This is a genomic window from Streptomyces sp. NPDC051322 (assembly GCF_040689485.1).
In the GTDB taxonomy this organism is placed as follows: Bacteria; Actinomycetota; Actinomycetes; order Streptomycetales; family Streptomycetaceae; genus Streptomyces.
The window spans coordinates 335262-357528 of record NZ_JBFBAK010000003.1; the positions used below are offsets into that span (position 1 = coordinate 335262).

Below are 22267 nucleotides of genomic sequence, written 5' to 3' on the forward strand. Positions count from 1 at the left end.
AGGGCCTCACAGAATGGAGAATCGCGATTCGGGGTCGATGAACAGGCCGTCGCCGGGACGCACGCCGAATGCGTCACAGAACGGGCCGATGTGTCCGAGCACGCCGTTGCAGCGGAATTCGGCGGGCGGATGCCGGTCCGACGCGAGCCGTTCGACCATCCGCGCCTCGGTGGTCCTGGCACGCCACATGGACGCCCAGTGGACGAAGAACCGCCGGGTCTCCTCCACGCACGCCGTCCAGTCGGCGAAGGCGTCGTACGCCACGCTGACCCCGGCGATGTCCGCCATGTTCTCGCCCACCGTGCGGGCGCCGTTGACCCGCCGGCCGGGAAAACCCGCCGGTTCGTACCGGCTGTACTGCTCGACCAGCAGCTGGGTGCGCCGGGCGAACTCGGCCCGGTCCTCGGGCGCCCACCAGTTGCGCACCCGTCCCCGGCCGTCGTAACGGGAGCCGCGGCTGTCGAACGCGTGCGACATCTCGTGGCCGATGATCGCGCCGAGCACCGCGAAGTTACGGGCGGTGTCGCCCGCGGGGTCGAAGACCGGTGGCTGGAGCAGCCCGGCGGGGATGACCACCTGGTTGAGTCCGTGGCGGTAGTACGCGGTGACCTGATGCGGATGGATCTTCCACTCCGAGCGGTCGACCGCACAGCCGAGCCGGGCGATCTCCTGCCTGATGTGCCGGGCGCGACCGCGCTTCACGTTGCCCAGCAGGTCCGCGGGGTCCACGGTCAGTTCCGTGGCGCCGGGCCGGGGCCCGGCGCCACGGGGGAAGCCGATCTCGAACACCATCTCGTCGAGCTTGCGCAGCGCCGCGCTACGGGTGCTCTGTGCCATCCAGTCGGCACTCTCCAGCCGCCTGCGGTAGCTGCGGACGAGCGCGTCCACCAGTTCTCCGGCGGCCTCGACGGTGCCGGGCGCCAGGAACTCGGCGAGATAGCGCTCCGCGACGGCGTCCCCGAGGAACGTCTCGACGAAGGAGATGACCCGCATCCGGCGGGGCCGGGGACGGGTGAATCCGTTCAGCAGCTGCCCGTAGAAGGCGAAGTTGTCCGCGAAGACCGCGCGCGGGCCGAACGGCACCATCTCGTGCACGTAGCGCCACGCAAGCCAGAGCTTGAGCTCATCGAGACCGAGCCCCGACCACCAGGCGTCGAGCGCGTCGGGGAATTCCGGCTGGCGTACGCGTACGGCTCCGTCGGAGGGTACGTCCCCCAGACCCCGCAGCCACGCGGCCCAGGGGAAGCCCGGTGTGCGCACGGCGAGGTCCGCGACGGAGCAGGGCAGCGGCTTCGCCGGCCGTTCGCCGGGCTGCGGCACCACGTGGCGGTCCGCCAAGGTCCGTTCGATACGCAGCACTTCGGCGGCAGCGGCGCCGGGGCGGGGGAGGCCGGCGTGGGCCAGCATCGTCTCGATGTGTTCGGCGTACCGGTCCCGTAGTTCCGCGCCGTCGCCGTCGCCGTCGCCGTCGCCGTCGTTGCGCAGGGCTGCCGCGGGCAGGCCGAGTCCCGCCTGCGAGAGGATCAGGACATAGCCGTCGGCGTCGGCGGTGTCCACCGCGACCGAGAAGTCCAGTGCGCCGCCGATCCCCTGGGCCTGGAACCGGCCGAGGATCTCGGCCAGCTCCGCATGGTCCGTCGCCGCGGCGACGGCCGCCAGATCGGCCGCGAACCCGGCCGCGGCACCCTGCTCCTCGATCCGGTCCTCATCCATGAAGCTCGCATACAGGTCCGCGAGCCGGCGGCCCGCCCCGTCGGTCCGGTCCCGCGGTGCGTCGACCGCTGCGCGGATGACGGCCTCGACGTCGTCCTGCACCTTGTCGGCGAGCAACGTCAGGGTGGTGGCCTCGGACCCGTGGGCCGGCAGGACGAACGCGTCCGTCCAGCGGCCGTTCACGAACCGGTAGAAGTCGTCCTGCGGCCTGACCGAGACGTCGAGTTCCACGTCCTCCGGTACACCGGACAGCGCCGTCGCCGGGACCGGGGCCACCGTCATCAGACTGCCTCGTTCAGCTGCGCCGCCGGAGTCTTGGAGTCCGCGCTCCTGAGCACGCCGTTGGCGAAGACGGCCAGCGCGACCAGTGCGAACACACCGGCTGCGAGGAAGCCGTAGCGGGGCGAGGTGAAGCTCATGATCGCGCCGCCCACCAGATATCCGATCGCGGGACCGGTGTTGGAGACAGCGCCCAGGGCGGCGAACGCCCGGCCCCGGTGGGTGTCGGGCACCCGCACATTGAGCAGGATGTGCGTGACGGTGGCCTGTGCGCCGTTCCCGATGCCGCCCAGGAAGTAGAAGGGCAGGATCCACCAGACGCCGGGTGCGAGACCGGTGCCCAGGATGGCCACCGCGATGCACAGGAACGTGCCGATCAGGATGGCTTCGTGGCTCATCTTCTTCAGTCGGCGCACCAGCATCCCGCCGGGGATCAGGCCGAGCATCCAGGCCGACATGATCAGGCCGAACGTCTCCTCGGATGCCCCGAAGGTCTCCCGCACGTAGAACACGATCAGTACGTTGATGATGCTCGCGGCCGCCATGACCGCGCCGCTCAGCACCAGCACGGCGGTCAGGAACCGGTCCGAGGTGACCTTGTACGGAGTCTCGGGCGCCTGCTCGGCCGGCTCGTTCTGCTCGGCCGAGGCACCGCCGCGCCCCTTGTGCAGGCGGGTCTTGATGAACAGCCCGCCCGCGACCACCGCCGCGAAGCTCACGGCATCGATCAGCAGCGGCACCTGCACGCCGAAGCGGCCGATCAGGAAGCCGGCGACGCCCGGGGCGGCGACCATGCCGGCCATGGCCGTGGTCTGGGAGATCGACGACGCCCGGGGGACGTTCTCCTTGCCCACGATCGCGCTCGGCAGCGAGCCGAACACCGGGTGGGTGAAGGCCAGTCCGGCCGAGAGCAGCACGGAGAGTGTGATGAGCACCGCGGGCGATGACCAGATCGTCATCGCCACACAGATGAGGGCCTGCAGCGATCCGACGGAGACCATGAGGGTGCGGCTGTCGAAACGGTCCGCGAACCTGCCGGTGAGCGGGGAGAGGAGAACCGGCGGGACCGTGGCTGCCAGCAGCAGCGCCATGACGGCGTACGAACCGGCTCCGTTCGCCTGCAGCTGGAGTGCGATCGCCGTTTCGGCGGCGATGTCACCCGCGAAGGAGAGACCCCGCATGCCCGAGAGGACGTACACCTCCCGCCAGGCGGCTCGCGACGCGGTCGGGACCTCGGCGGAGGTCGATGGGGTGGTGTCGGTGGCCATCTCGGGCTCACTTCCTCTTCTCGTGAACGGCTTGTACGGGTGCGGCGACTTCCAGTACGCCGATGCGGGTCAGGCCCCGGACGGCGCTCAGCGACCGGGCTTCGGGAACCCCGGGGAAGAAATCCGCCGCGACGACCTGCTGGTGGCCGTCCAGACCCCGCAGGGCTGCGGCGACGGCGTCCGGCACGGCGATCCGGTGGCCGTTGACCTGGAGTCCGGTCTTCACGCCGTCGCTCGCGCCGATCTCCACGGGTGCCGCGGTGCGGCGGACCAGGGAGGCCGGGTGGAGGGTGTCCGCGGTGGCGAGCCGCTGGAATTCCCGCGGGCCGCCGGCGCCGCCCTTGGCCCGGCCGGCTTCGTGCAGTCGCTTGGCCTCCGATGCCACATCGAGGCGGGAGAGCCGCTCGCGGAGGAGCTCCAGCTTTCCGGACAGAGCGGTGAGGACGTCGGAGTCCTGCCCGTGGTCGAGCCGGGGCCAGCCGTGGAACTCGTCGTCCTCGACGACGGACGCGACGATGTCCCGCAGCAGCTCGCGCCAGCGGCGGGGTTCCACACCGACGGAAAGGTGCAGCGACAGCTCGCTCTTCGCCGCCGCCGCGTGCGGGGTGCCGTGCGGCACGTACAGCACGTCGCCCGGGACGAGGGTCACTTCGAGCAGGGGCTCGCCGAGTTCCTCCGCCGTGTAGGAGCCTTCGTCGCCGCGGCGGATCTCCGGGGTGGCCCACACCCGCCAGTCCTTGCTGCCGTTGACCTGGACGACGTAGACGTCGATGGAGTCGTGGTGCGGCGCGAACCCGTCGTTACGGGCCGGGGTCACGAAGAGCACGACCTCGGCGTCGCAGGCCAGCGCGTCCGTGAAGGGGGCCTTCAGGCCTCGGGCGGAGGGCAGGAGATGATGCAGCGCGTTCCAGGTGACCGTGCCGCCCGAACGGAACAGCTCGTACACCTTCTCCGGGTTGATCGCCTCGGCGAGCGCCGCGCCCCGGGCCACCGTGCGCGTATAGGCGCCGCTGGGCACGCCCTTGCCGTTCTTGGTCACGCGCAGATAGGACGGCGGGACCGACTCCAGGGCCAGCACGTCGTCCAGCTGCCGCACGGAGGGAAGGCCGTCCAGCCGGCCGGCCAGGGCCCCTTTGCGCAGCATGGGCTTCTTGTTGAAGTACTCGGCGAAGAAGACCTTCTCGTCGCCGACGAAATCCTCGAAGGAGTAGGTATCCACCGTCTCTTGCCTCCCACTAGCGATTCGGGGCGGCCGGGTACCGCCGGATACCCGGCCGGCCTCGTCGCGGGCCACCGAGCGGCGGCCCGCGACGAGGCACCAGGGGCCGTCAGCCGGCCGCGGCCACCTCGAACACACCCAGTCGGGTGAGCCCTTGCGCGGCTTTGGTCGAACGGCGCTCGTCCACACCGGGGAAAACATGGGACGCGGTGATCGACGCATCCGGGCCGAGCGCGGCCAGGGTCTCGGCGATCGGTGTGGGTACCGCGATCTTGTGACCGTTGACGGTCATCTGAGTACGGCCGTTCTCGTTCTGGCCGAACTCGAGTGGCGCCCGTCCACGGCGCAGCCGGGCATCGGGACCGAGGTCGTCCATGGCGGCGATGGTCTCGAAGGTCCGGCCCGACGAGCTGCCGTCCAGGTGGCGGCCGACATCGGCCAGCCGGTCGAGTTCCGAGACCGGATCCACCGCTTCGAGCCGCGCCACCAGGGCACGCACCTTGTCCTTGAACGCGGACTCCACGGAGTCGTCGCGCAGCTCGCCGATGTACGGGAAGGTGTCGAACTCGTCGAACCCCTCGCCGGCGACCAGCTCGTCGAAGGTCTCCCGCAGGAGGTCCTTCCACATGCGAGGACGCATCATGACGGAGAGGTGCAGCGAGGCCTTGCCCTCCGCGGCCGCCGCGTGCGGCGTGCCGTACGGAAGGTAGAGCACGTCGCCGGGGGTCAGTGAAACCTCGATCTCCGGCTCCCCGAGTCCTTCGAGGGTGTACTGCGCGTTGTCTCCCAAACGCACAGCCGGCGGGTTCCACAGTTTCCAGTGCTTGGTGCCCTCGAGCTGGACGATGAACAGGTCGACCGGGTCGTGGTGGGGCGGGTAGCCCTTCTTCCCCGTCGGGGTGAGGAAGGCGACCGAGTCGGTCCTGACCGCCATCTTCTCGCTGATGACCCGAGTGAAGTCGCGCAGTCGCGCGTCGAACTGGTTCAGCGAGCACCAGGTGACGGTGGCGCCGGCCCGGAACAGCTCGTAGATCTTCTCCGGCTCGACCGCGTCGGTGATGGTCTGACCCTGGACGACGACATCGCGGGTATAGCCCTGCTCGGGCACCCCGTCGCCCTTCAGGTTGACCTTGATGTAGGGCGGCCGGACAACTTCGAGATTGACCAGCTCGTCGAGCCGGCGGAGCGAGAGTATGTCGCGCGGGTCCCCCGGCACGGCGTTCTTCCGCAGCATGGGCTTCTTGTTGAAGTACTCGGTGAAGAAGACCTTTTCGTCTCCCACCAGGTCCGCGAATTCGTAGTTCGCCATGCCTGCCTCTCCTTCATGCGTGTGCGTAGTCGATTCAGAGGGGCCGGGGCGGCCCGATGGTTCCGCTGCTCCGCCGTGATGCCGGGGGCGAAGGGGCGGCGTCCGGTATGACGCCGCCCTTCACCACAGGGCTACTGCAAGAACAATTACTGGATGTTCTTGTAGTACGAGGTGGCGAGCAGCTCCTCGGCCGTCTCAATGAACTCGATGTCGTCGAAGTCGACGTTCTCCATCGTGAGTCACTTCCCATCTGATTCTTGTTCCGGGCTTTTCCCGGGGAGTGATGAAATCTTCGCCCCGGCCAATGAATTCCGTCAATCGATCGGCAATCGCACGCCGACCGTTCAACTGTGTACCTGCCGCACTTGAACAGAGAAAAGCGGCCCGGGTGTCATCGACGGATGACACCCGGGCCGCTGAAGGCCTGGTGATCAAGCGGATTCCGCGGCCGGCTCCCCGGCCAGGTCCCCGGCATAGTTCGAGAGTGAGCGGTTGTACCTCGGCAGATGCCGCGAGAGGGCGGTCAGCGCCAGCGACAGTGCTTCTCGCTCCTGCCCGGTGTCCGCCAGCGCCAGCGCCAGGAACCCGGCAACCGCGTCATCGAGGCCGTCCGAGCCTGCTTCTCGCTCCGCTCTGAGCAGCTCGACGCTCTCCTCGGCCTGCCCGAGGTTCCGTAGCGAGCTCGCCAGCTGGATGACGGCCCGGCGGCGGCGCTCCCCGGTCAGGCCGGTGGCCAGGGCCTTCCGGTAGAGCGGGGCGGCCCGGTCGGAATGACCGGTGGAGTCATTCGCACACGCCAGCTCGAAAAGAGCCCTCGCGTCCCCCGCCGGAAGTTCGTCGGCAAGTGTTTTCACCTTCGCGAAGAACTCGTCTTCTTCGTGGTTGTCCATGTCTGCCCACAGGGCGGAGATCTGCTCTTCCCAGGCTGCTTCTGATGTCGTCATTCCGGGATTGTCGCAGTTACCCGATGGTGGAACAAGGTTCGGTGGTGACAGCGAAGGGGCGGCGTCCGATGAGACGCCGCCCTTCACCACATGGGCTACTGCAAGAACAATTACTGGATGTTCTTGTAGTACGAGGTGGCGAGCAGCTCCTCCGCCGTCTCAATGAACTCGATGTCGTCGAAGTCGACGTTCTCCATCGTGAGTCACTTCCCATCTCATTCTTGTTCCGGGCTTTTCCCCGGGGAGTGATGAAATCTTCGCCCCGGCCAACGAATTGCGTCAACCGATCGGCAATCGCGCCCCGGCCGTTCAACTGCGCACCTGCCGCAGTTGAACGGAGCCCGTACGCACGGCAGTGAAACCGTGCGTACATTGCTTACGCGGCCTTCTCCTCCAGCCGCGGAAAGAGCACCGCGCCCTTCGTCACCGTGGCGCCTGCCGGCAGCTGCCCCCAGCGGCCGGCGTCCTGCACTCGCTGGGCCTCGAGCTCGCCGAGACCGGCCTCGGCGCCCAGCGAGCCCCACAGACTCTGCGAGGTCACCGGCATCACGGCATTCAGCAGGACCGCGACACCGCGCAGCGACTCGGCCGCCGTGTACAGGATGGTCGCGAGCCGCGCCCTGCCCTCCGGGCTGTCGTCCTTGGCGACCTTCCAGGGCTCCTGCTCCGTGATGTAACCGTTGACCTGCTTCACGAAGTCGAAGATCGCCAGGATGCCGCCCTGGAAGTCCAGCTCGTCGCCGATCAGCCGGTCCGCCTCGGCGACCGCCCTGGCCAGGCCGTCCTTGACCGCCTGCTCCGCGTCACCGTCGGCTTCCGCCGCCGGAAGCGTGGAGCCGTAGTACTTGCCGATCATGGCGGCCACCCGGGAAGCGAGGTTGCCGTAGTCGTTGGCCAGCTCGGAGGTGTAGCGGGCGGAGAAGTCCTCCCAGGAGAACGAGCCGTCGCTGCCGAAGGTGATCGCCCGCAGGAAGTACCAGCGGTACGCGTCCACGCCGAAGTGCGAGGTCAGGTCCTGCGGCTTGATGCCGGTCAGGTTGGACTTGGACATCTTCTCGCCGCCGACCATCAGCCAGCCGTTGGCGACGACCCGGCCCGGCAGCGGCAGCCCCTGCGCCATCAGCATCGCGGGCCAGATCACCGCGTGGAAACGGAGGATGTCCTTGCCGACCAGGTGGACGTCGGCCGGGAAGGTCTGCTCGAACTTCTCCGGGTTCTCGTTGTATCCGACGGCCGTGGCGTAGTTGAGGAGCGCGTCCACCCAGACGTAGATGACGTGCTTCTCGTCCCAGGGCACCGGGACGCCCCAGTCGAAGGTCGAGCGCGAGATCGACAGGTCCTGCAGGCCCTGCCGGACGAAGTTCAGCACCTCGTTGCGGGCCGACTCGGGCTGGATGAAGCCGGGGTTCGCCTCGTAGAACTCCAGCAGCTTCGGGCCGTACGCGCTCAGCTTGAAGAAGTAGTTCTCCTCCTTGAGGAGCTCCACCGGACGCTTGTGGATGGGGCACAGCTTCGTGCCGTCCTCCGACTCGATCAGGTCACCGGGGAGCTTGTACTCCTCGCAGCCCACGCAGTACGGGCCTTCGTACCCGCCCTTGTAGATCTCGTCCTTGTCGTACAGGTCCTGCACGAACTCCTGCACACGGTCGGTGTGCCGCTTCTCCGTCGTCCGGATGAAGTCGTCGTTCCGGATGTTCAGATGCTCCCAGAGGGGTTTCCAGGACTCCTCGACGAGCTTGTCGCACCACGCCTGGGGCGTGACGTTGTTCGCTTCGGCCGTGCGCATGATCTTCTGACCGTGCTCGTCCGTGCCGGTGAGGTACCACACCTTCTCGCCGCGCTGACGGTGCCAGCGCGCGAGCACGTCCCCTGCAACGGTCGTGTAGGCGTGGCCCAGGTGAGGAGCGTCGTTGACGTAGTAAATGGGGGTCGAGACGTAGAACGCCTTCGTCCCCTGCTTCTCGGATCCAGTGGCCGCCATGGCCGAAATCCTAACGGCCCGCCGATGATCCACTCACATCGATGACCGGAGCCCCGGCGGAACGGGGCTCCGGTCGGTCGTCCTCGGTTTCAGCCGGTACGGGCCGCCAGCCAGGCCGGGAAGGCGGCGAGCAGCTGCTCGTACACCTCGGAGTCCGCGAGCTCGCGCGGGGCGGGGCCCGCGTGGAAGAAGGCGGTGTGCGGGAGATCGAGCTTCCGCAGGAAGTCGAAGGCCTTGGAATCGTGCTCACCGAAGGCGACGAACTGCCAGAACAGCGGCTTGCCGGCGACCTCGGTCAGCGCTTGCTTCGCGACCGTCTTCACATCGGGCGCACCGTCCGTCTGGAAGATCACCAGCGCCGGGGCCGCCGGATCGGCGGACTTCTCGTGCAGCGCGACGACCTCCTCGACGGCCCGGTGGTAGCTGGTACGTCCGAGCCGTCCCAGACCGGCGTGCAGCTCGTCGACCTTTCCCTCGTACGAGTCGAGAGTCAGCTCGCCGGTGCCGTCGATGTCCGTCGAGAAGAAGACGACCCGGACGGTGGCCTGCTCTTCGAGGTGTGCGGCGAGAGCGAGGGTCTGCTCGCCGAGCGCCTGGGCGCTGCCGTCCTTGTAGTACGGCCGCATGGACCCGGACCGGTCGAGTACCAGGTAGACCGCCGCCCTGGTCCCGTCGAGCCCGGCCTTCGCCAGCTCGGCGCCGGCCGCCTGGTACGGCGCGACGAGCTGCGGGGCGCGGGCCTTCAGGTCGGCCGGAGCGGTCACCGCTGCGGCCTTCGACTTGGGTGCGGCGGCTACCGGCTCCCCGACCTCGGCGACCGGCTTCGCCTTCTTCTCGGGCCGGTCCGCGACCGGCTTCGCCTTCGCCTTCGCGGCGACGGCCTTGCGCTTCGCCGCCGCGGGCTTCGCCGCGGCGGGTTCGGGCTCGGCTTCGGCGGTGGCGGGTTCGGCCTCGGCCGGCTCGGCCTTGACGGCAGCCGGCTCGGGTTCCGCGGCCACCGGCTCGGCCTCGGCCTTGACCTCGGCCTGGGGTGTCGGCTCGACGGCCTCGGGGGCCGCCGGCGCGGCCTCGGCCTCCACCGCGACGGGTTCCGGGGTGACCGGCTCGGCCTCCACCGCGACGGCCTCCACCGCGACGGGCTCCGCGACGGCGGGCTCGGTGGCGGCGGGCTCCGGGGTGACCGGCTCCGGGGTGGCCTTCGCCTCCGTATCGGCAACGGGGTGCCCGGACGACGAGGCCTGCGCCGGCACCTTCGGCTCCGTCTCCCCCCGCTTCGGGCGGTCGAAGGCTTCGGCCACCAGGTCGGACGCGATCCCGCTGCCGGTCCCGCCGGACCTCTTGACCGAGGTCTTCTTGTCGGCCTGGGCGGGTACGGACGCCGTGCCTGCCGTACCCGCCGTGGCCGACGACGAAGTCGATGTCGTTGTTGTCACGTTCTGCGCCGGCTCGTCGGACGGCGCCGTGCGCTCGCCCTGCGACGGCACGGACGCGGCTGCCGACGGCTCGCCGTACTCCACGCGGTCGCGTCCAAACACTTTGCGCAGCAAGCTCCGAATGCCCATGGGCGAGACCTTTCGCATGAGTCGAGTGCGAGTTATGTCCGCGCCGCCGGAAATTGATCCCTGGCCAGGGCGGACACGTAAGGTTAGCGACCGCGCTGCGCGATCTTTGGGAGGGTCGCCCTCACGAGGCGGGGGTCCGGCGGAGGGCAGCAGAAATCCCTACGCCAACTCCGCGTACGCGACCGCCAACTCCTCGTACGCCACGTCCAGGTCCGACTCGTCGACCCCCGCCCGTCCGGCAAGAAACAGCCGCACCCCCAACGGATCCCCCGCCAGGGGCCGTATCACCGTGTCGGGCCGCGGCCGGCTCGTCGGCTGGCAGACCGTGACGACTTCCCCGGATGCGACCAGGGAGAACGCCGTGAGGTAATCACCGTGCAGGACCGGCGGGTTGAGACCGGCGGACTGCAACATGCGGCGCATCCCGTCCCACTCGCCGTCGACCGTGGGGTCGACCATCCACCGGTCGTCCGCCAGGTCGGCGAGTTTCACCACCGGGTTGCCGGCCGCCGGATGGTCCGCCGCCAGCGTCACGGACTGCGGCTCCCGCTCGACCAGGACCCGTACGGACAGACCCTCGGGCACCCGCAGCCGGCACCCTTCGACCTCGTGCACGAAGGCCACGTCCAGTTGGTCCGCGGCGACCAGACGCAGCAGCGCGTTGGCGGAGACGTCCATGTGCAGTGAGGTCTCGGTGCCGGGCAACCGGGCCCGCAGCCGGCGCAGCCAGCCGGGCAGGGCGCGGCTCGCGGTCGAGCCGATCCGCAGCCGCGGCCCCGCGGCGCGTGCGGCCGCCGCCTTGGCGTCGGTCACCAGATCCCGCATCTCGGCGATCAGCGGACGGGCCCGGCTGAGCACGGTGCGTCCGAGCGGGGTGGGCCGGCAGCCGGTGCGTTCCCGGGTGAAGAGCTGACCGCCCAGCGAGTTCTCGATCCGGCGGAGCTGGGTGGTGAGCGAGGGCTGACTCATGCCGAGTTCACGGGCTGCCCGGTGCAGGCTGCCGCGGTCGGCGATGGCGCACAGCGCCCGGAGGTGCCTCACCTCGAGGTCCATGTACCCGAGAGTAAGGCGGTCCTGCGGGCCGCACCAGACCTGCAAACCACCCCCGATAGACCGAAGTTATCGCCAGTTGCCATCATCCCCGGGGGCCGCCCGCCCAGCACACTCTCCGGTAACCACCCGTTCACCCCCACACCGGACGAGTAGGAGCCCCCCACATGAAGCACCGTCATACCGCCCTGTCCGCCATCCTCGGCCTGGGCATCGCCGCGGCGCTCGGCACCGCGGGCCCTGTGCAGGCAGCCACTCCCACACCGCATCTGCGGGCGGCCGCCCAACACTACGCGGGCGCCCAGCAGGAATCGGACAACAAGGCCTTTTTCCAGGCAGTCCTGAAGTCGGTGGCCGAGAAGCAGGCCGCGCACCCGGGTCTGCAGTCCGTGACCGTCGTCTACGACGCGTCGGCCGCCCCGAGTTACCAGAGTCAGATAGCGGCCAGCGCGCAGATATGGAACGCGGCCGAAACCAACGTCAAGCTCCAGGCGGGCTCCAACGCCGACTTCTCCTACCGTGAGGGCGACGACCCGCAGGGTTCGTACGCGTCGACCGACGGTCATGGCAGAGGTTATGTCTTCCTGGATCACGCACAGACCCAGGAGTACGACTCGATCCGGGTCACCGCGCACGAGACGGGCCACGTCCTCGGCCTGCCGGACACCTACAGCGGTCCGTGCAGCGAGCTGATGTCCGGCGGCGGCCCCGGCCCCTCCTGCACCAACCGCCAGCCGGACGCCCAGGAGCGTGCCCAGGTCGACGCGCTCTGGGCCAACGGACTGGCGAAGGCGCTGGCCAAGGTGAACCGGGTCCACTGAAGCCGGATCCCGTCGGCACGCCCCACCCCCCACCCCCCGCACCCGGTGTCACTGACGACGCCGGGTGCGGGTGTCCTGCGTTCGGGGCCGGCCACCACTGCGGCTACTGCGGTGAGGTGATGCCCCGCGCGGCGATGACCTCCTGGCGCAGCGGGGCGAGGACGCCCCGGTCGTCGCCGGAAAGCGCGGTCCGTACCGCCACCAGCGTGGCACTGGACCGCAGACCCTCCGCGAGTCCGTTCAACTGGCGTGCGATGTCGGCGGCTTCGGCCGGGGCGGGCGGACCGGCCCCGTGGTCGACCCGGACCCGGGCGGCAGTCGTGGCGTCCACGATCCGCTCGACGGCGACGACCACCGGCCACCAGGCGGCGGCCCGGGTACCCGTCGGCGGCGGCTCGGTGAGGGCCCGCTGGAACTCCGACCGCACGGCGGACAGATCCCGGTACAGCCGGCGCCGCAGTCTGACCCGGTCCGACGGGTCGCCGCCCCGGCCGTCGCCGCCGAAGGCACACTCCACATAGCGCGCGGTATCGGCGACCGCGTCGGCGAGGCGGTCGCCGATCCGGGCGTGCCAGCTCTCCGGCCAGAGCAGGTAGCCGGCCACCAGCGCGATGCCGCAGCCGATGAGGCTGTCGACCAGCCTCGGCTGGATCAGCTGGAAGCCGAGGTGGTTGAGCTGGTCGGAGATCAGCAGGATCACCGGGGTGATGGCCGCGGTCTGGAAGGCGTACCCCTTGGCGGAGAAGGCCGGGATGAGGGCCGCGAGCACCAGCGTCACCGGTACGTCCCACCAGCCGCGCGGCACGAGACCCAGCACCAGGGTGGCGGTGAGCAGCCCGACCGCGGTACCGAGGGCGCGCAGCACGGCCCGTGAGAAGACCGAACCGAAGTCGGGTTTCAGCACAAAGGTGACGGTGAGCGCGACCCAGTAGGAGCGGTCCACCGCCACCGCCGAGGTCAGGATCTGGGCGAGGCCGATACAGAGCGCGAGCCGCAGTCCGTAACGCCAGGAGGCGGCGGTGAGCAGGACGTTGCGGGCGGCCCGGCGGGCCCGCACCCCGAGCGGAGCGGGACGGCCGAGCCGGTCGCCGGGGTTCGCCGCGGTCCGGTCGGCGGAGGTGTCGGGGTCGGGGTGGTGCACGACGCCCGATGCGTGGCGCAGTGCCGCGTTCACGGCGCGGTCGGCGGGTCCCTCCGGCTCGGGGAGCACGAGATCGGGGGTGGCTCCCGCCCGGCCCGACGCGATGACATCGGCCAGGTCCCGGACGGCGGCGGCTATCTCCGGGCGGCGTGCGGCGCGGCCGTGCAGGTGGGCGGCGGCGGCCGCTTCCACCAGCGGTATCACCACATTGAGCTGGGCGAGCAGTCGCACCAGCGGGCCGCTGCGGCCGTGGTCGTGGGCGCGCCGGGTGAGGATCAGGTCGTAGGCGGTGTTGAGCGCCGCGGTGACGTCCTGGCGTCGGCCGTCGTACGCCGGTGTGCCGGCCGCGGCCAGCAGTTCGGCCAGCGCGCGGTAGGTGCCGGCGACGGCTCCCCGCTCGGGTGCCCGGGCCCGCAGCGGCCAGCCGAGCAGCGTGAGGGCCAGCACCAGCAGGCCGCCGAGCGAGAGCAGCAGCGGCGCCTTCCACCAGGGGTCCGGCATCGGGAGCCCCGCCCCGACCACCGTGTCGACCAGCAGCAGCAACCCCGACACCGAGGCCACCGCGCCGACCGTGGAGATCATTCCGGAGATCAGCGCGACCAGGGTCAGCACCCCGACGGCCGGCCAGCCCGTGCCGTACACCAGCGTCCCGAGCATGATGCCGATCGCGCCGAAGCACTGCGGTACGGCGATGTTGAGGACCCGCATCCGGTAGGCGTCGGCGGTGTCGCTGATGACGCCCATCAGGGCGCCCATCGACACCAGCGCCCCGTAGGCCGGCCGGCCCGCCGCGAGCCCGACCGCGATCGGGGCGGCCATGGCGAGGCTCGCGCGGACGACCGCGGCCCAGCGGATCGGTGCGGGCTGCGGGCGCACTCCTCTGATCAGCCACTCCGGCGGTGACAGCAGCGGCTGTCGGTGGGCTGCCCGGGTCTTCTCGGTCATGCCGTCCGATCCATGGGGGTCACGTCCACGGGGGTCACGGCATCAAAAGTACGGCCCCCGGGTCAGAGGACCTCGGTCGCGGTCGCCCGCTTCCCGGAATAGGTGGCGAGCGCCCAGATCACGAAGAGGCCGATCCCGATCGACACCACGCCCCAGATCGGCTGGTACGGCAGGAACATGAACTGCAGTACGACGCTCAGCGAGGCCAGCACGATACCGGCGATCCTGGCCCACTGGGCGCCCGAGAGGATGCCGTAGCCGGTGAAGGCGATCAGGATGCCGAGGATCAGGTGGATCCAGCCCCAGGCAGTGAGGCTGAAGGCATAGGTGTAGTCGCCGACCCGGCCGTAGATGTGGTCCTTCGAGATGGCGACGATGCCCTGCAGGATGCCGGTCATGCCCTCGACCACCAGGAGCACGCCGGCGAACATGGCGCCGCCCGCGGCCCAGCCCGAGACGGGCCGGGCATCGGGGGCGGCGCCGCCGGTGCCGGGGGCCTGGTGTGCTGCGTGGTGGCTCATGGGGCCTCCTGTGACGGGCCCGGGTGCGACCGGATCCGCGGGTGACGGGATTCGTGTATTTCCCACCAGCATGGGTGTGACAGGTACAAAGACGGATGAATTACTGGGCCGTAAGAGTTGCCGACGAGCCGCCGTGGGTGTGCTCTGGGAGTGGGATCAGCGGAAGGAGTTCTGCGATGACCACACAGGCCGCGGGCCCGGCGCGGAAGCATCACCAGGTGCCGTGGCGGCATCGGCAACCGACGGCACGACGTCACCGCTCGAGTCTGTCCTGGGTGCTGCCGCTCATCTTCGGAGTGTTCTTCGGCCTCTACGCCTGGTACATCGAGAACTCCGGGGGGCTCACCACCGGGGAGATCGTCCTGAGTGTGGTGTTCGGCGTCGCCGTCGCGGTCCTGACGTTCCTCTTCGGCCGGGTCCAGTACGCGCTGCCGCGCGAGCTGCGGGCGGCGGGGTACGGAGTGCTGTTCGGCGGGATCATCGGCTTCACGTACTCGCTGACCGGACACAGCGTGCTGCTGTCGTCGTTCATCGGCTTCTTCCTGGGTATGGGCATGCTGCTCGCGGCCTTCTACCTCATCTACACCCACGAGGACTGACGCTCGCCCACGTCCTCACAGGGCCGAGGCCTCCGCTCCGTGCCGTCGCCGCCGAGCAGTTCGACGACCGCCATGACGGTCAGCGCGCACAGCGCGATGACGGCCGCCACGAGTGGCGCGGGGCTGTCCCACCGCAGGTAGACGGCGAGCGCCCCGGCCAGTACCAGCCAGTTCAGCCAGGTCGTGGCACGGCTCACCCGCACCCACCGCGGCCCGGGGCGCAGCCCCGCCGCGGCGCGTACGGCGCCGATGCCGCCCGTCCACCCGGCCCGCACGCGGGTCGGCCACGACCCCGGCCCGCCGAGCCAGCCGCCGAGCGCCACCACGGCACCGGCGACGACGACCATCCGGATGCCGGTCCGCAGCAGGACCACCAGGGCGTCGAACACCGCCAGCGCGGCCGGCCGCGGGACGACGTCCGGCAGCCGGTCCGGGTACAGAGCGCGGAAGGCCATGAGGCCGAGGTCCAGCAGCAACGCACCGCCCGCGAGGGCGAGCGCCGCGGCGACCAGGGCGCGCCGTCTGCGGGTCGCGAGGAGCACCCCGCCCGCGGCGAGCAGCAGGGTCACCAGCGGTAGCCAGACCCCGGCGATCCGCACCAGCCGGAAACCGGTCCTGGCCGGGCCGACGGCGCCGGGCTCCAGGACGGTGAACCGGGCGTGCACCTCGGGGATCTTCGTCGCGGCGGCCACGCCGCTGTCGTCGAGCCGCTCCTTGGCGGACTCGACCACCGGCGCCAGATCGACGGTGACCTTCTTGCCCTTGCTGCCCGCCAGCGCGTGTACCACGGAGGCGTGCGTGGTCCGGTTCAGTCGGCTCCAGACGGTCCGGAAGGCGGGACCGGCGACCAGGCTGCCCACCGCGCTGTGCACGACGTTCCGCAGACCCTGGGAGATCGGCTCGTCCGGCGGTCCGATGGCCTCGCGCAGTTCTTGCCGGTCGGCGGGTGCCACCGTGTCGAGCAGGGCGTCCACATCGATGTGCCGCATGACCGCGTCGGTCACCCGGTCGGTGACGGTGCCCTGCACGGCACGGTTGGCGGCCAGCGGCTGCATGGTGTCGACATAGCGGTCGGCGTCGCCGATCTCGTCGTGCGCCCAGACGGCGACGACGGAGACCGGGGTGAGGAGTGCGGCGAGCACGATCAGCAGTACGGCGAAGCACGCGCGCACCCGGTGGCGCTGGGAATCGTCCGTCACCTCTCCAGGGGAGGACACCGGGCAGCGCCTCGCACGCCGGACGGCGCCATTCGGCCAATTCGGTCCTCCGGTCGGGTTGAGTTCCGGTTCGCGTCAAGGGGAGACTGGATCTTGTCGTTTCCGCTTCCTTGGTCGCGAACCGCTGAGACGATGTACCGGAACGGGGAGGAACCCATGACTGAGGTCTTCATGCGCCGGCTGACCCGATGGCAGGCCGAACAGCAGCGGGAGGCCATCGCGGACACCTATGTCGAGTCGTATCTGCGCGCGCCCGGGGAGGAGTTCCACGACCGTCAGCGGTTCCTGGAGCGCTTCGTCGAGGACATGCAGCGGCCCGGATTCGACATGATGGTGGGCGACGGTCCGTCCCTGGCCGGGTGCGCGTACGGCTACCGGCTGGAGCGCGAGGGCGTCCTGTGGCGGGGCTTCCGGGGCGGCGTCCCGAAGGATCTCGAGGAGCTGACCGCTTCCGGACAGGTCATGGTGCTGGCGGAGTTGATGGTGCTGCCCGAATTCCGGCGCCGCCGGGTCGCCTCCCGGCTCGTGGAGCAGTTGCTGGTCCGTGCGCGGTCCGCGCTGGCCGCCGCGCTGGCCGAGCCGGCCAACACTCCGGTCATCCGAGCCTTCCAGGACTGGGGCTGGCATCGCCTGGGCGAGGTGCAGCCGGACCAGGACGGTCCGCTTCTCGAGGCGTGGGGCCGGAACATCGAGCACGCGGGAAGCGCGGGCTAACCGGTCGGTCCGGTGCGGCCCGGTTCCTGCAGCCCGGCCGCCGCGGCGGCGTCCCGGAAGACCGCCTCGAGCATCGGGAGGGTCAGCAGCCCGGTGTTCACATTGCGCTGACTGGGGTGGTAGCAGCCGAACAGCCGCAGATCCCCGAGGCCACCGCCACCGGTGAGCGTCACCCGGGCGCCGTGGCCGAACTTCGGCCGGGGCCGCGGCAGCTGCCAGCCCGCGTCGGCCAGGACCGGAAGCAGCGCCTGCCAGCCGAAGCCGCCCAGTACGACCACCGCCCGCAGGCCGGGGCCGAGCAGCGCCAGCTCGGCCGCCAGCCAGGGTCGGCAGGTGTCGCGTTCCCCGGGGGTGGGTTTGTTGTCCGGCGGCGCGCAGTGCACCGGTGCGGCCAGCCGTACGCCCCGCAGGGCGAGGCCGTCGTCGGCGCTGGCGGCAGTCGGCTGCGAGGCGAGGCCGACCGCGTACAGCCCCTTGACCAGGAAGTCCCCCGAGGGATCCCCGGTGAACATCCGGCCGGTCCGGTTGCCGCCGTGCGCGGCGGGCGCGAGTCCCACGACGGCCAGTGCCGCGTCCGCCGGGCCGAAGCCGGGCACCGGCCGCGCCCAGTAGTCCCAGCCCAGGTATGCCGCCCGTTTCTGCACGGCCACCTGCTCCCGCCAGGTCACCAGACGGGGGCAGGCACGGCACTGGACCACCTGTGCGTCCAGCGCCTGGAGATCGGCGCAGCGGGGCGCCCGGTCGGCGGGGAACCGCGGGTCGTCGGGGGTCGGCAGGGGGCCTGACACGGCGGATGCGGCCATGGCGCCACGTTAGAACAACGCGGTTCCAGCCGTGCGAGGCCGGGGCTGCCGATCAACCTGACATAGTCGCAGAACGGGCGTTAAGGGAATGTGCCGTTCCCTCTTACCCTTGAAAATTATGATCAGTCAGGCGGCTGCGGCGGTGCTCAGACAGCTGGTCAACGAGGGTGTCTCCCCCTGGTTGTCCGAATGGGCCTGCACGGACAACGAGTGGGACGCGGCCCGGTGTCTGGCCGAGAAACAGGGATTCCTGGGGCTCTTCGCTCCCGAAGCCGTTCCGCGCCCCGCACTGCGCGCGGCCTGCGACTCGCTGCGTCCGGCCTTCGATGAGAGCACAGGCCGGCACGGCCAGGTCTCGGTGAGTCTGGGTAAGGCGATCTCACATGACGCCTTGGCGCTCATTACCGACGCCGCGATCCTGCACCGATCCGTGGGACGCCCCAACGTACTGGTCCGTATGCCGGCGACCCGGGCCGGCCTCATCGCCGCGTCGGCCTGCATCGCGCGGGGCTTCGGTGTGGATGTCACCCTGATCTTCTCCGCCGAGCACTACGGCAGAGTCCTGGACGCCTATATGGACGGCCTGGAACTGGCACTCGCCAACGGACTTCCGCTGGAGGGGATCACTCTTCTCGCGTCGTTCCCCGTCGGCCTGATCGACGCGGAAGTGAACTCCCGGCTGGCGGACATGGCGGCAGGCCCGCTCCGGGACACCGCGGGCATCGCCACCGCCCAGTTGATCTATCGGGCACGCGAGAAGCGGCTGGGCAGCACCTGGTGGCAGGTGCTCCGCAGCGCGGGCGCCACCCCACCGCGTCTGGCCTGGACCGGCGCCGGCCCCGGACACATCGGCGCCCTGGTCGGTTCGAACACCGTCATGGCGCTGACCGCCGCCGTCCTCGAGCAGGCAGTACGGGATGACGCGCTGCACGGGGACACCCTGCTGAACGCGCATTCCGAGGGACGCAGGGCGCTGGACCTGCTGGCGAGCCATGGCATCGACATGACCGACGTCGCCGAGGTACTGGAGCGGAGGAACTGCCCTGCGGGGCAACCGCACTGACAGGGCAGCTCCTCCGGACCACCGGGATCACACGGTCGCCGCCGCCTCACGGCCCGGGAAACGCCCCCCGGACAGTGCCAGCAGGGGCGCCGACTTGACCGCGGTCTCCTCGAACTCCGCTGCCGGGTCGGACAGCGCGATGATCGCGCCCCCCACTCCGTAGCGCATCCGGCCGGGGGTGATCACGGCGGTGCGGATCACGATGCTGAGGTCGGCCGCACCGGAAAGGGAGAAGTAGCCGATCCCTCCCGAGTAGACACCGCGCGGGCCCCCTTCGAGCTGGTCGATGATCTGCATGGTGCGCACCTTGGGCGCACCGGTCATCGAGCCACCGGGGAACGAGGCCCGGACGCAGTCCACCGCGCTGTGGCCGGGCCGCAGCTGTGCGCGGACGGTGCTGACGAGCTGATGGACCGTGGCATAACTCTCGACGCTGAAAAGCCGGTCGACCGTGACGGTGCCCGTCTCGGCGCACCGGCCGAGGTCGTTGCGGACCACGTCGACGATCATCAGGTTCTCGGCGCGGTCCTTCTCGTCATGGAGAAGGCCGGCCACCAGCTCGGCATCCTGTTGGGGCGTTTCTCCGCGCGGCCGTGTTCCCTTGATCGGTTTGGACTCGGCCGAGCCGCCGGCCGAGACCCGCACGAAGCGCTCGGGTGAGGTGCTGAGCACCGAGAGCTCACCGAACCGCAGCAGCGCGGCGAACGGCGCAGGATGCGCGTGCCGCAGCAGCCGGTATGCCTGCCAGGGGTCGATGTCGGCCGTCACCTCGGCGATATTGGTGAGACAGACCTCGTACGTCTCTCCGGCCGCGATCTCCTCCTGGCAGGCATCGATCAGCTCGAGGTACGCGTCTCGGTCGTGACGCAGCTGGATGTCAGCGAGGGGCATGTCCTCGCCGGGCGGTGCGGGTCGCACGCCGACCAGTTCGCCGAGCCGCTCGGCCGTGGTGGCGAGCCACTCGCGGGCCTCCGCCTCCGTCCCCCGCTCGGCGTCCGGCTCCGCGAGAGCGAGCAGGTAACTCGTCTGCGTGGCGTGGTCGAGGACGACAGCGCGGTCCGCAAACACCATGGTGGCGTCGGGCTCTTCGGAGCGGTGCCGGAGGTCCCCGCCGCACTCGCCCTTCAGCTCGTACCCGAGATAGCCCACCCAGCCCAGGGTGAAACCGAAGGGAAGCTCGGGGATGTCGGTACGGGTACCGCGCAGGTCCCGGTCGATCCAGTCCAGGAACTCCCCGGCGACGACCTGGGTGGAACCCTCCGACTCCACCGTCACCGTGCCGCTCCACACATCGGCCCTGGCCACCCGGGCGAGCGGCCCCGAGGCGTCGCCCAGCACCGAGAACCGGCCGGCGTCGTCGTCCGCCCGACTGCTGTCGAGCCAGAAGGCGTGGTCGGATTCCCCGAAGAGCCGGTCGTAAGCCACTTCCGCGTCCCAGCGGGTGGGCAACCGCTGGACGACGACCCGCAGTTCGCGCACGTCGTCCACCGGCCTCGCGGCCACCGGGGCGGACGGCCGGGTCGGGCGTGAGGTACGTACCGGCCGGTGCGCACGACTCAGCTCGGCGAAGTTGGCGAGCAGCTCGCGGCCGTACTGGGTGCAGATCGACTCCGGGTGGAACTGCACCCCCCACTGGGGCCGCTCGCGGTGTTGCAGCGCCATCAGAATGCCGTCCGGTGTCCAGGCGGTGGGCTCCAGTTCCGCCGGGAGGTCGGTCACCGCGAGCGAGTGGTAGCGCACCACCTCCAACGGCGACGGCAGACCGGCGAAGAGCCCTTCACCGCCGTGCAGTACGGGGGAGACCCGCCCGTGCCTGGGTTCCGGGCTGCGCGAGACCGTGGCGCCGTGCTGCAGTCCGATGCCCTGGTGGCCGAGGCAGATGCCCAGCAGCGGCAGGTCGGTGCTTTCGATGATCTCCTGACAGATACCGAAGTCGGTCCGCCGGCCGGGATTCCCCGGGCCGGGGGAGATGACCACGTTGTCGAACTCCCGCAGCCGGTCGATGTGCCAGTCCGGATCCCCGTTGACGATGACGACGGGTTCTCGGCCGTTCACCTCGGCGATGTGGTGGAAGAGATTGAACGTGAAAGAGTCGTGGTTGTCGACGATGAGAGTACGCATCTCCGTCACACCGCACTGCTGAGCAGCAGATCGGCCTCGGGCGCCACGATCTCCAGCAGCAGATGTTCGACCACATCGCTGCCGTACTCGAACTCCGGGACCTCCAGACGTTGCAGGACCCGCAGCTCGTGTCCGTACTCGTCGGCGATCCGGTGCAGTTCGGACAGGTCCCCGCGGCTGCTGAAGTGCAGCAGCGCCGACCCGCCCTCGGTCAGTCGGCGTGGTGCGTCACGTATGTAGGCACGGTGCGCTCGGTAGCCCGCGTCGACGTAGGCGGCCTCGTGAAGCGTCTTGTAGGTGTAGTTCTGCGGGCCGCGGACGTAGTTCGAGCTCCAGAAGACCGTGTCGAAGCGATCGTTGGTGGCCGCGTCGGCGAACATGTCGCTGTGCACCGCCTGCACCCGGCCGCGCATCCCGTGCCGGTGGGCGTTGGCTGCGGCGTTCTCCACCGCACGCGGGTTGATGTCGGAGGCGACCACGCGATCGCAGCCCGTCAGTGCCGCCATCACCGCGATGACGCCGGCTCCGCAACCGATTTCCAGGAATGAGCCATTCCGGTAACTCGAATGCTGCCCGGTGAGGTTCAGGAATTCGAGGGCGACGTCGGTGGAAGGCGAGTACACCGGTGCGAACACCTCTTCCAGCAGGTCCCACTCCCGTCCACATGCTGAGAAGACTTGTGGGCGGTCCGCCCGCGTCATGGAAAGGCTGCTCCGCTGCAGCGAGCGTTCATAGCTTTGGACCTGCGACATCTTGTAGCCCCCTGGTGTGTGTGGTGCGGCCACCATCGCCGTACCGGCAAAACCACCATTGCCTGCGTGACCGCACCAAGGAAGGTTGTCAGGTAACAGCCTGAGCACAACCTGTGGTGATCCGATCACCGGGCGACCCCTCTGACCAGCCCTTCTCGCATCGTGGGCCCGTTGACTGGTTCTTGCTGGCGGCCTACGGTCCCGTCAGGCAGGATGGTGGGGGGCCGGCCGGGTTCACGCCTCAT

At 70.0% G+C, this 22267-nt stretch carries 18 protein-coding genes; 4 read left to right on the top strand and 14 right to left on the bottom strand.

What is annotated here, in order from left to right; genetic code table 11:
* Positions 1-6: 6 nt before the first annotated feature.
* The 8 genes from AB0436_RS09770 to AB0436_RS09805 form a co-directional block, all read right to left on the bottom strand.
* Positions 7-1995 (bottom strand): M13 family metallopeptidase, encoded by a 1989-nt coding sequence (locus tag AB0436_RS09770; protein ID WP_366467206.1) that lies wholly within the window; start codon positions 1993-1995, stop codon positions 7-9.
* Positions 1995-3260, bottom strand: a complete 1266-nt coding sequence (locus AB0436_RS09775; protein ID WP_366467208.1) for an MFS transporter — start codon at positions 3258-3260, stop codon at positions 1995-1997. The genes AB0436_RS09770 and AB0436_RS09775 overlap by 1 nt, the downstream gene beginning before the upstream one ends.
* 7 nt (positions 3261-3267) lie before the next feature.
* On the bottom strand, positions 3268-4479 hold the full coding sequence (locus AB0436_RS09780) for a cupin domain-containing protein (RefSeq protein WP_366467209.1): 1212 nt from the start codon (positions 4477-4479) through the stop codon (positions 3268-3270).
* Between the two features lie 109 nt (positions 4480-4588).
* Positions 4589-5788: a cupin domain-containing protein gene (locus AB0436_RS09785; RefSeq protein ID WP_366467210.1), complete on the bottom strand. Its 1200-nt coding sequence runs from the start codon at positions 5786-5788 to the stop codon at positions 4589-4591.
* Positions 5789-6219: 431 nt separating this feature from the next.
* Positions 6220-6732, bottom strand: a complete 513-nt coding sequence (locus tag AB0436_RS09790) for a tetratricopeptide repeat protein (RefSeq protein ID WP_366467212.1) — start codon at positions 6730-6732, stop codon at positions 6220-6222.
* Positions 6733-7108: 376 nt separating this feature from the next.
* Positions 7109-8713, bottom strand: a complete 1605-nt coding sequence (gene metG, locus AB0436_RS09795; RefSeq protein ID WP_366467213.1) for a methionine--tRNA ligase — start codon at positions 8711-8713, stop codon at positions 7109-7111.
* Between the two features lie 89 nt (positions 8714-8802).
* Positions 8803-10275: a VWA domain-containing protein gene (locus tag AB0436_RS09800; protein WP_366467215.1), complete on the bottom strand. Its 1473-nt coding sequence runs from the start codon at positions 10273-10275 to the stop codon at positions 8803-8805.
* 159 nt (positions 10276-10434) lie between these two features.
* Positions 10435-11328 (bottom strand): LysR family transcriptional regulator, encoded by an 894-nt coding sequence (locus AB0436_RS09805; RefSeq protein WP_366467216.1) that lies wholly within the window; start codon positions 11326-11328, stop codon positions 10435-10437.
* Positions 11329-11492: 164 nt separating this feature from the next.
* On the opposite strand from AB0436_RS09805, the gene snpA reads away from it, so the two are divergent.
* Positions 11493-12146 carry a snapalysin gene (snpA, locus tag AB0436_RS09810; protein WP_366467217.1) on the top strand — a complete coding sequence of 218 codons (654 nt, stop codon included), beginning with the start codon at positions 11493-11495 and terminating at the stop codon, positions 12144-12146.
* A gap of 103 nt (positions 12147-12249) precedes the next feature.
* Here the strand turns inward: snpA and AB0436_RS09815 are convergent, their stop codons facing one another.
* A complete protein-coding gene (locus tag AB0436_RS09815; RefSeq protein ID WP_366467218.1) occupies positions 12250-14232 on the bottom strand; it encodes an FUSC family protein in 1983 nt (660 codons plus the stop codon).
* Between the two features lie 62 nt (positions 14233-14294).
* Entirely contained in the window at positions 14295-14753 is a 459-nt protein-coding gene (locus AB0436_RS09820; RefSeq protein ID WP_366467219.1) for a hypothetical protein, read from the bottom strand.
* Positions 14754-14929: 176 nt separating this feature from the next.
* Here AB0436_RS09820 and AB0436_RS09825 point away from each other — a divergent pair, with 176 nt between their 5' ends.
* A complete protein-coding gene (locus tag AB0436_RS09825; protein ID WP_366467220.1) occupies positions 14930-15352 on the top strand; it encodes a hypothetical protein in 423 nt (140 codons plus the stop codon).
* Here AB0436_RS09825 and AB0436_RS09830 read toward each other — a convergent pair.
* Positions 15334-16551, bottom strand: coding sequence for a hypothetical protein (locus AB0436_RS09830; protein WP_366467221.1), 1218 nt, complete (start codon positions 16549-16551; stop codon positions 15334-15336). The two genes, AB0436_RS09825 and AB0436_RS09830, sit on opposite strands and share 19 nt — an antisense overlap.
* 174 nt (positions 16552-16725) lie before the next feature.
* Here AB0436_RS09830 and AB0436_RS09835 point away from each other — a divergent pair, with 174 nt between their 5' ends.
* Positions 16726-17283, top strand: coding sequence for a GNAT family N-acetyltransferase (locus AB0436_RS09835; RefSeq protein WP_366467222.1), 558 nt, complete (start codon positions 16726-16728; stop codon positions 17281-17283).
* On the opposite strand, the gene AB0436_RS09840 is transcribed toward AB0436_RS09835, so the two are convergent.
* Positions 17280-18086 (bottom strand): uracil-DNA glycosylase, encoded by an 807-nt coding sequence (locus AB0436_RS09840; RefSeq protein ID WP_366467223.1) that lies wholly within the window; start codon positions 18084-18086, stop codon positions 17280-17282. The two genes, AB0436_RS09835 and AB0436_RS09840, sit on opposite strands and share 4 nt — an antisense overlap.
* A 118-nt stretch (positions 18087-18204) precedes the next feature.
* Between AB0436_RS09840 and AB0436_RS09845 the strand changes: the two genes are divergently transcribed.
* Positions 18205-19149: a transaldolase family protein gene (locus AB0436_RS09845; RefSeq protein ID WP_366467225.1), complete on the top strand. Its 945-nt coding sequence runs from the start codon at positions 18205-18207 to the stop codon at positions 19147-19149.
* Positions 19150-19176: 27 nt separating this feature from the next.
* On the opposite strand, the gene pabB is transcribed toward AB0436_RS09845, so the two are convergent.
* Together pabB and AB0436_RS09855 are read right to left on the bottom strand one after the other, a co-directional pair.
* Complete coding sequence (pabB, locus tag AB0436_RS09850) at positions 19177-21270, bottom strand: aminodeoxychorismate synthase component I (protein WP_366467226.1); 2094 nt, start codon at positions 21268-21270, stop codon at positions 19177-19179.
* A 5-nt stretch (positions 21271-21275) separates the two neighbouring features.
* Positions 21276-22022 (bottom strand): methyltransferase, encoded by a 747-nt coding sequence (locus AB0436_RS09855; RefSeq protein WP_366467227.1) that lies wholly within the window; start codon positions 22020-22022, stop codon positions 21276-21278.
* Positions 22023-22267 lie beyond the last annotated feature (245 nt).

What these genes read in the sequence shown, in the direction of transcription:
- AB0436_RS09790 (WP_366467212.1), bottom strand. Translation starts at nt 6,732, where the DNA reads ATGACGACATCAGAAGCAGCCTGGGAAGAGCAGATCTCCGCCCTGTGG.
- AB0436_RS09815 (WP_366467218.1), bottom strand. Translation starts at nt 14,232, where the DNA reads ATGACCGAGAAGACCCGGGCAGCCCACCGACAGCCGCTGCTGTCACCG.
- AB0436_RS09855 (WP_366467227.1), bottom strand. Translation starts at nt 22,022, where the DNA reads ATGTCGCAGGTCCAAAGCTATGAACGCTCGCTGCAGCGGAGCAGCCTT.
- pabB (WP_366467226.1), bottom strand. Translation starts at nt 21,270, where the DNA reads ATGCGTACTCTCATCGTCGACAACCACGACTCTTTCACGTTCAATCTC.
- AB0436_RS09770 (WP_366467206.1), bottom strand. Translation starts at nt 1,995, where the DNA reads ATGACGGTGGCCCCGGTCCCGGCGACGGCGCTGTCCGGTGTACCGGAG.
- snpA (WP_366467217.1), top strand. Translation starts at nt 11,493, where the DNA reads ATGAAGCACCGTCATACCGCCCTGTCCGCCATCCTCGGCCTGGGCATC.
- AB0436_RS09805 (WP_366467216.1), bottom strand. Translation starts at nt 11,328, where the DNA reads ATGGACCTCGAGGTGAGGCACCTCCGGGCGCTGTGCGCCATCGCCGAC.
- AB0436_RS09775 (WP_366467208.1), bottom strand. Translation starts at nt 3,260, where the DNA reads ATGGCCACCGACACCACCCCATCGACCTCCGCCGAGGTCCCGACCGCG.
- AB0436_RS09835 (WP_366467222.1), top strand. Translation starts at nt 16,726, where the DNA reads ATGACTGAGGTCTTCATGCGCCGGCTGACCCGATGGCAGGCCGAACAG.
- metG (WP_366467213.1), bottom strand. Translation starts at nt 8,713, where the DNA reads ATGGCGGCCACTGGATCCGAGAAGCAGGGGACGAAGGCGTTCTACGTC.
- AB0436_RS09800 (WP_366467215.1), bottom strand. Translation starts at nt 10,275, where the DNA reads ATGGGCATTCGGAGCTTGCTGCGCAAAGTGTTTGGACGCGACCGCGTG.
- AB0436_RS09840 (WP_366467223.1), bottom strand. Translation starts at nt 18,086, where the DNA reads ATGGCCGCATCCGCCGTGTCAGGCCCCCTGCCGACCCCCGACGACCCG.
- AB0436_RS09845 (WP_366467225.1), top strand. Translation starts at nt 18,205, where the DNA reads ATGATCAGTCAGGCGGCTGCGGCGGTGCTCAGACAGCTGGTCAACGAG.
- AB0436_RS09825 (WP_366467220.1), top strand. Translation starts at nt 14,930, where the DNA reads ATGACCACACAGGCCGCGGGCCCGGCGCGGAAGCATCACCAGGTGCCG.
- AB0436_RS09820 (WP_366467219.1), bottom strand. Translation starts at nt 14,753, where the DNA reads ATGAGCCACCACGCAGCACACCAGGCCCCCGGCACCGGCGGCGCCGCC.
- AB0436_RS09785 (WP_366467210.1), bottom strand. Translation starts at nt 5,788, where the DNA reads ATGGCGAACTACGAATTCGCGGACCTGGTGGGAGACGAAAAGGTCTTC.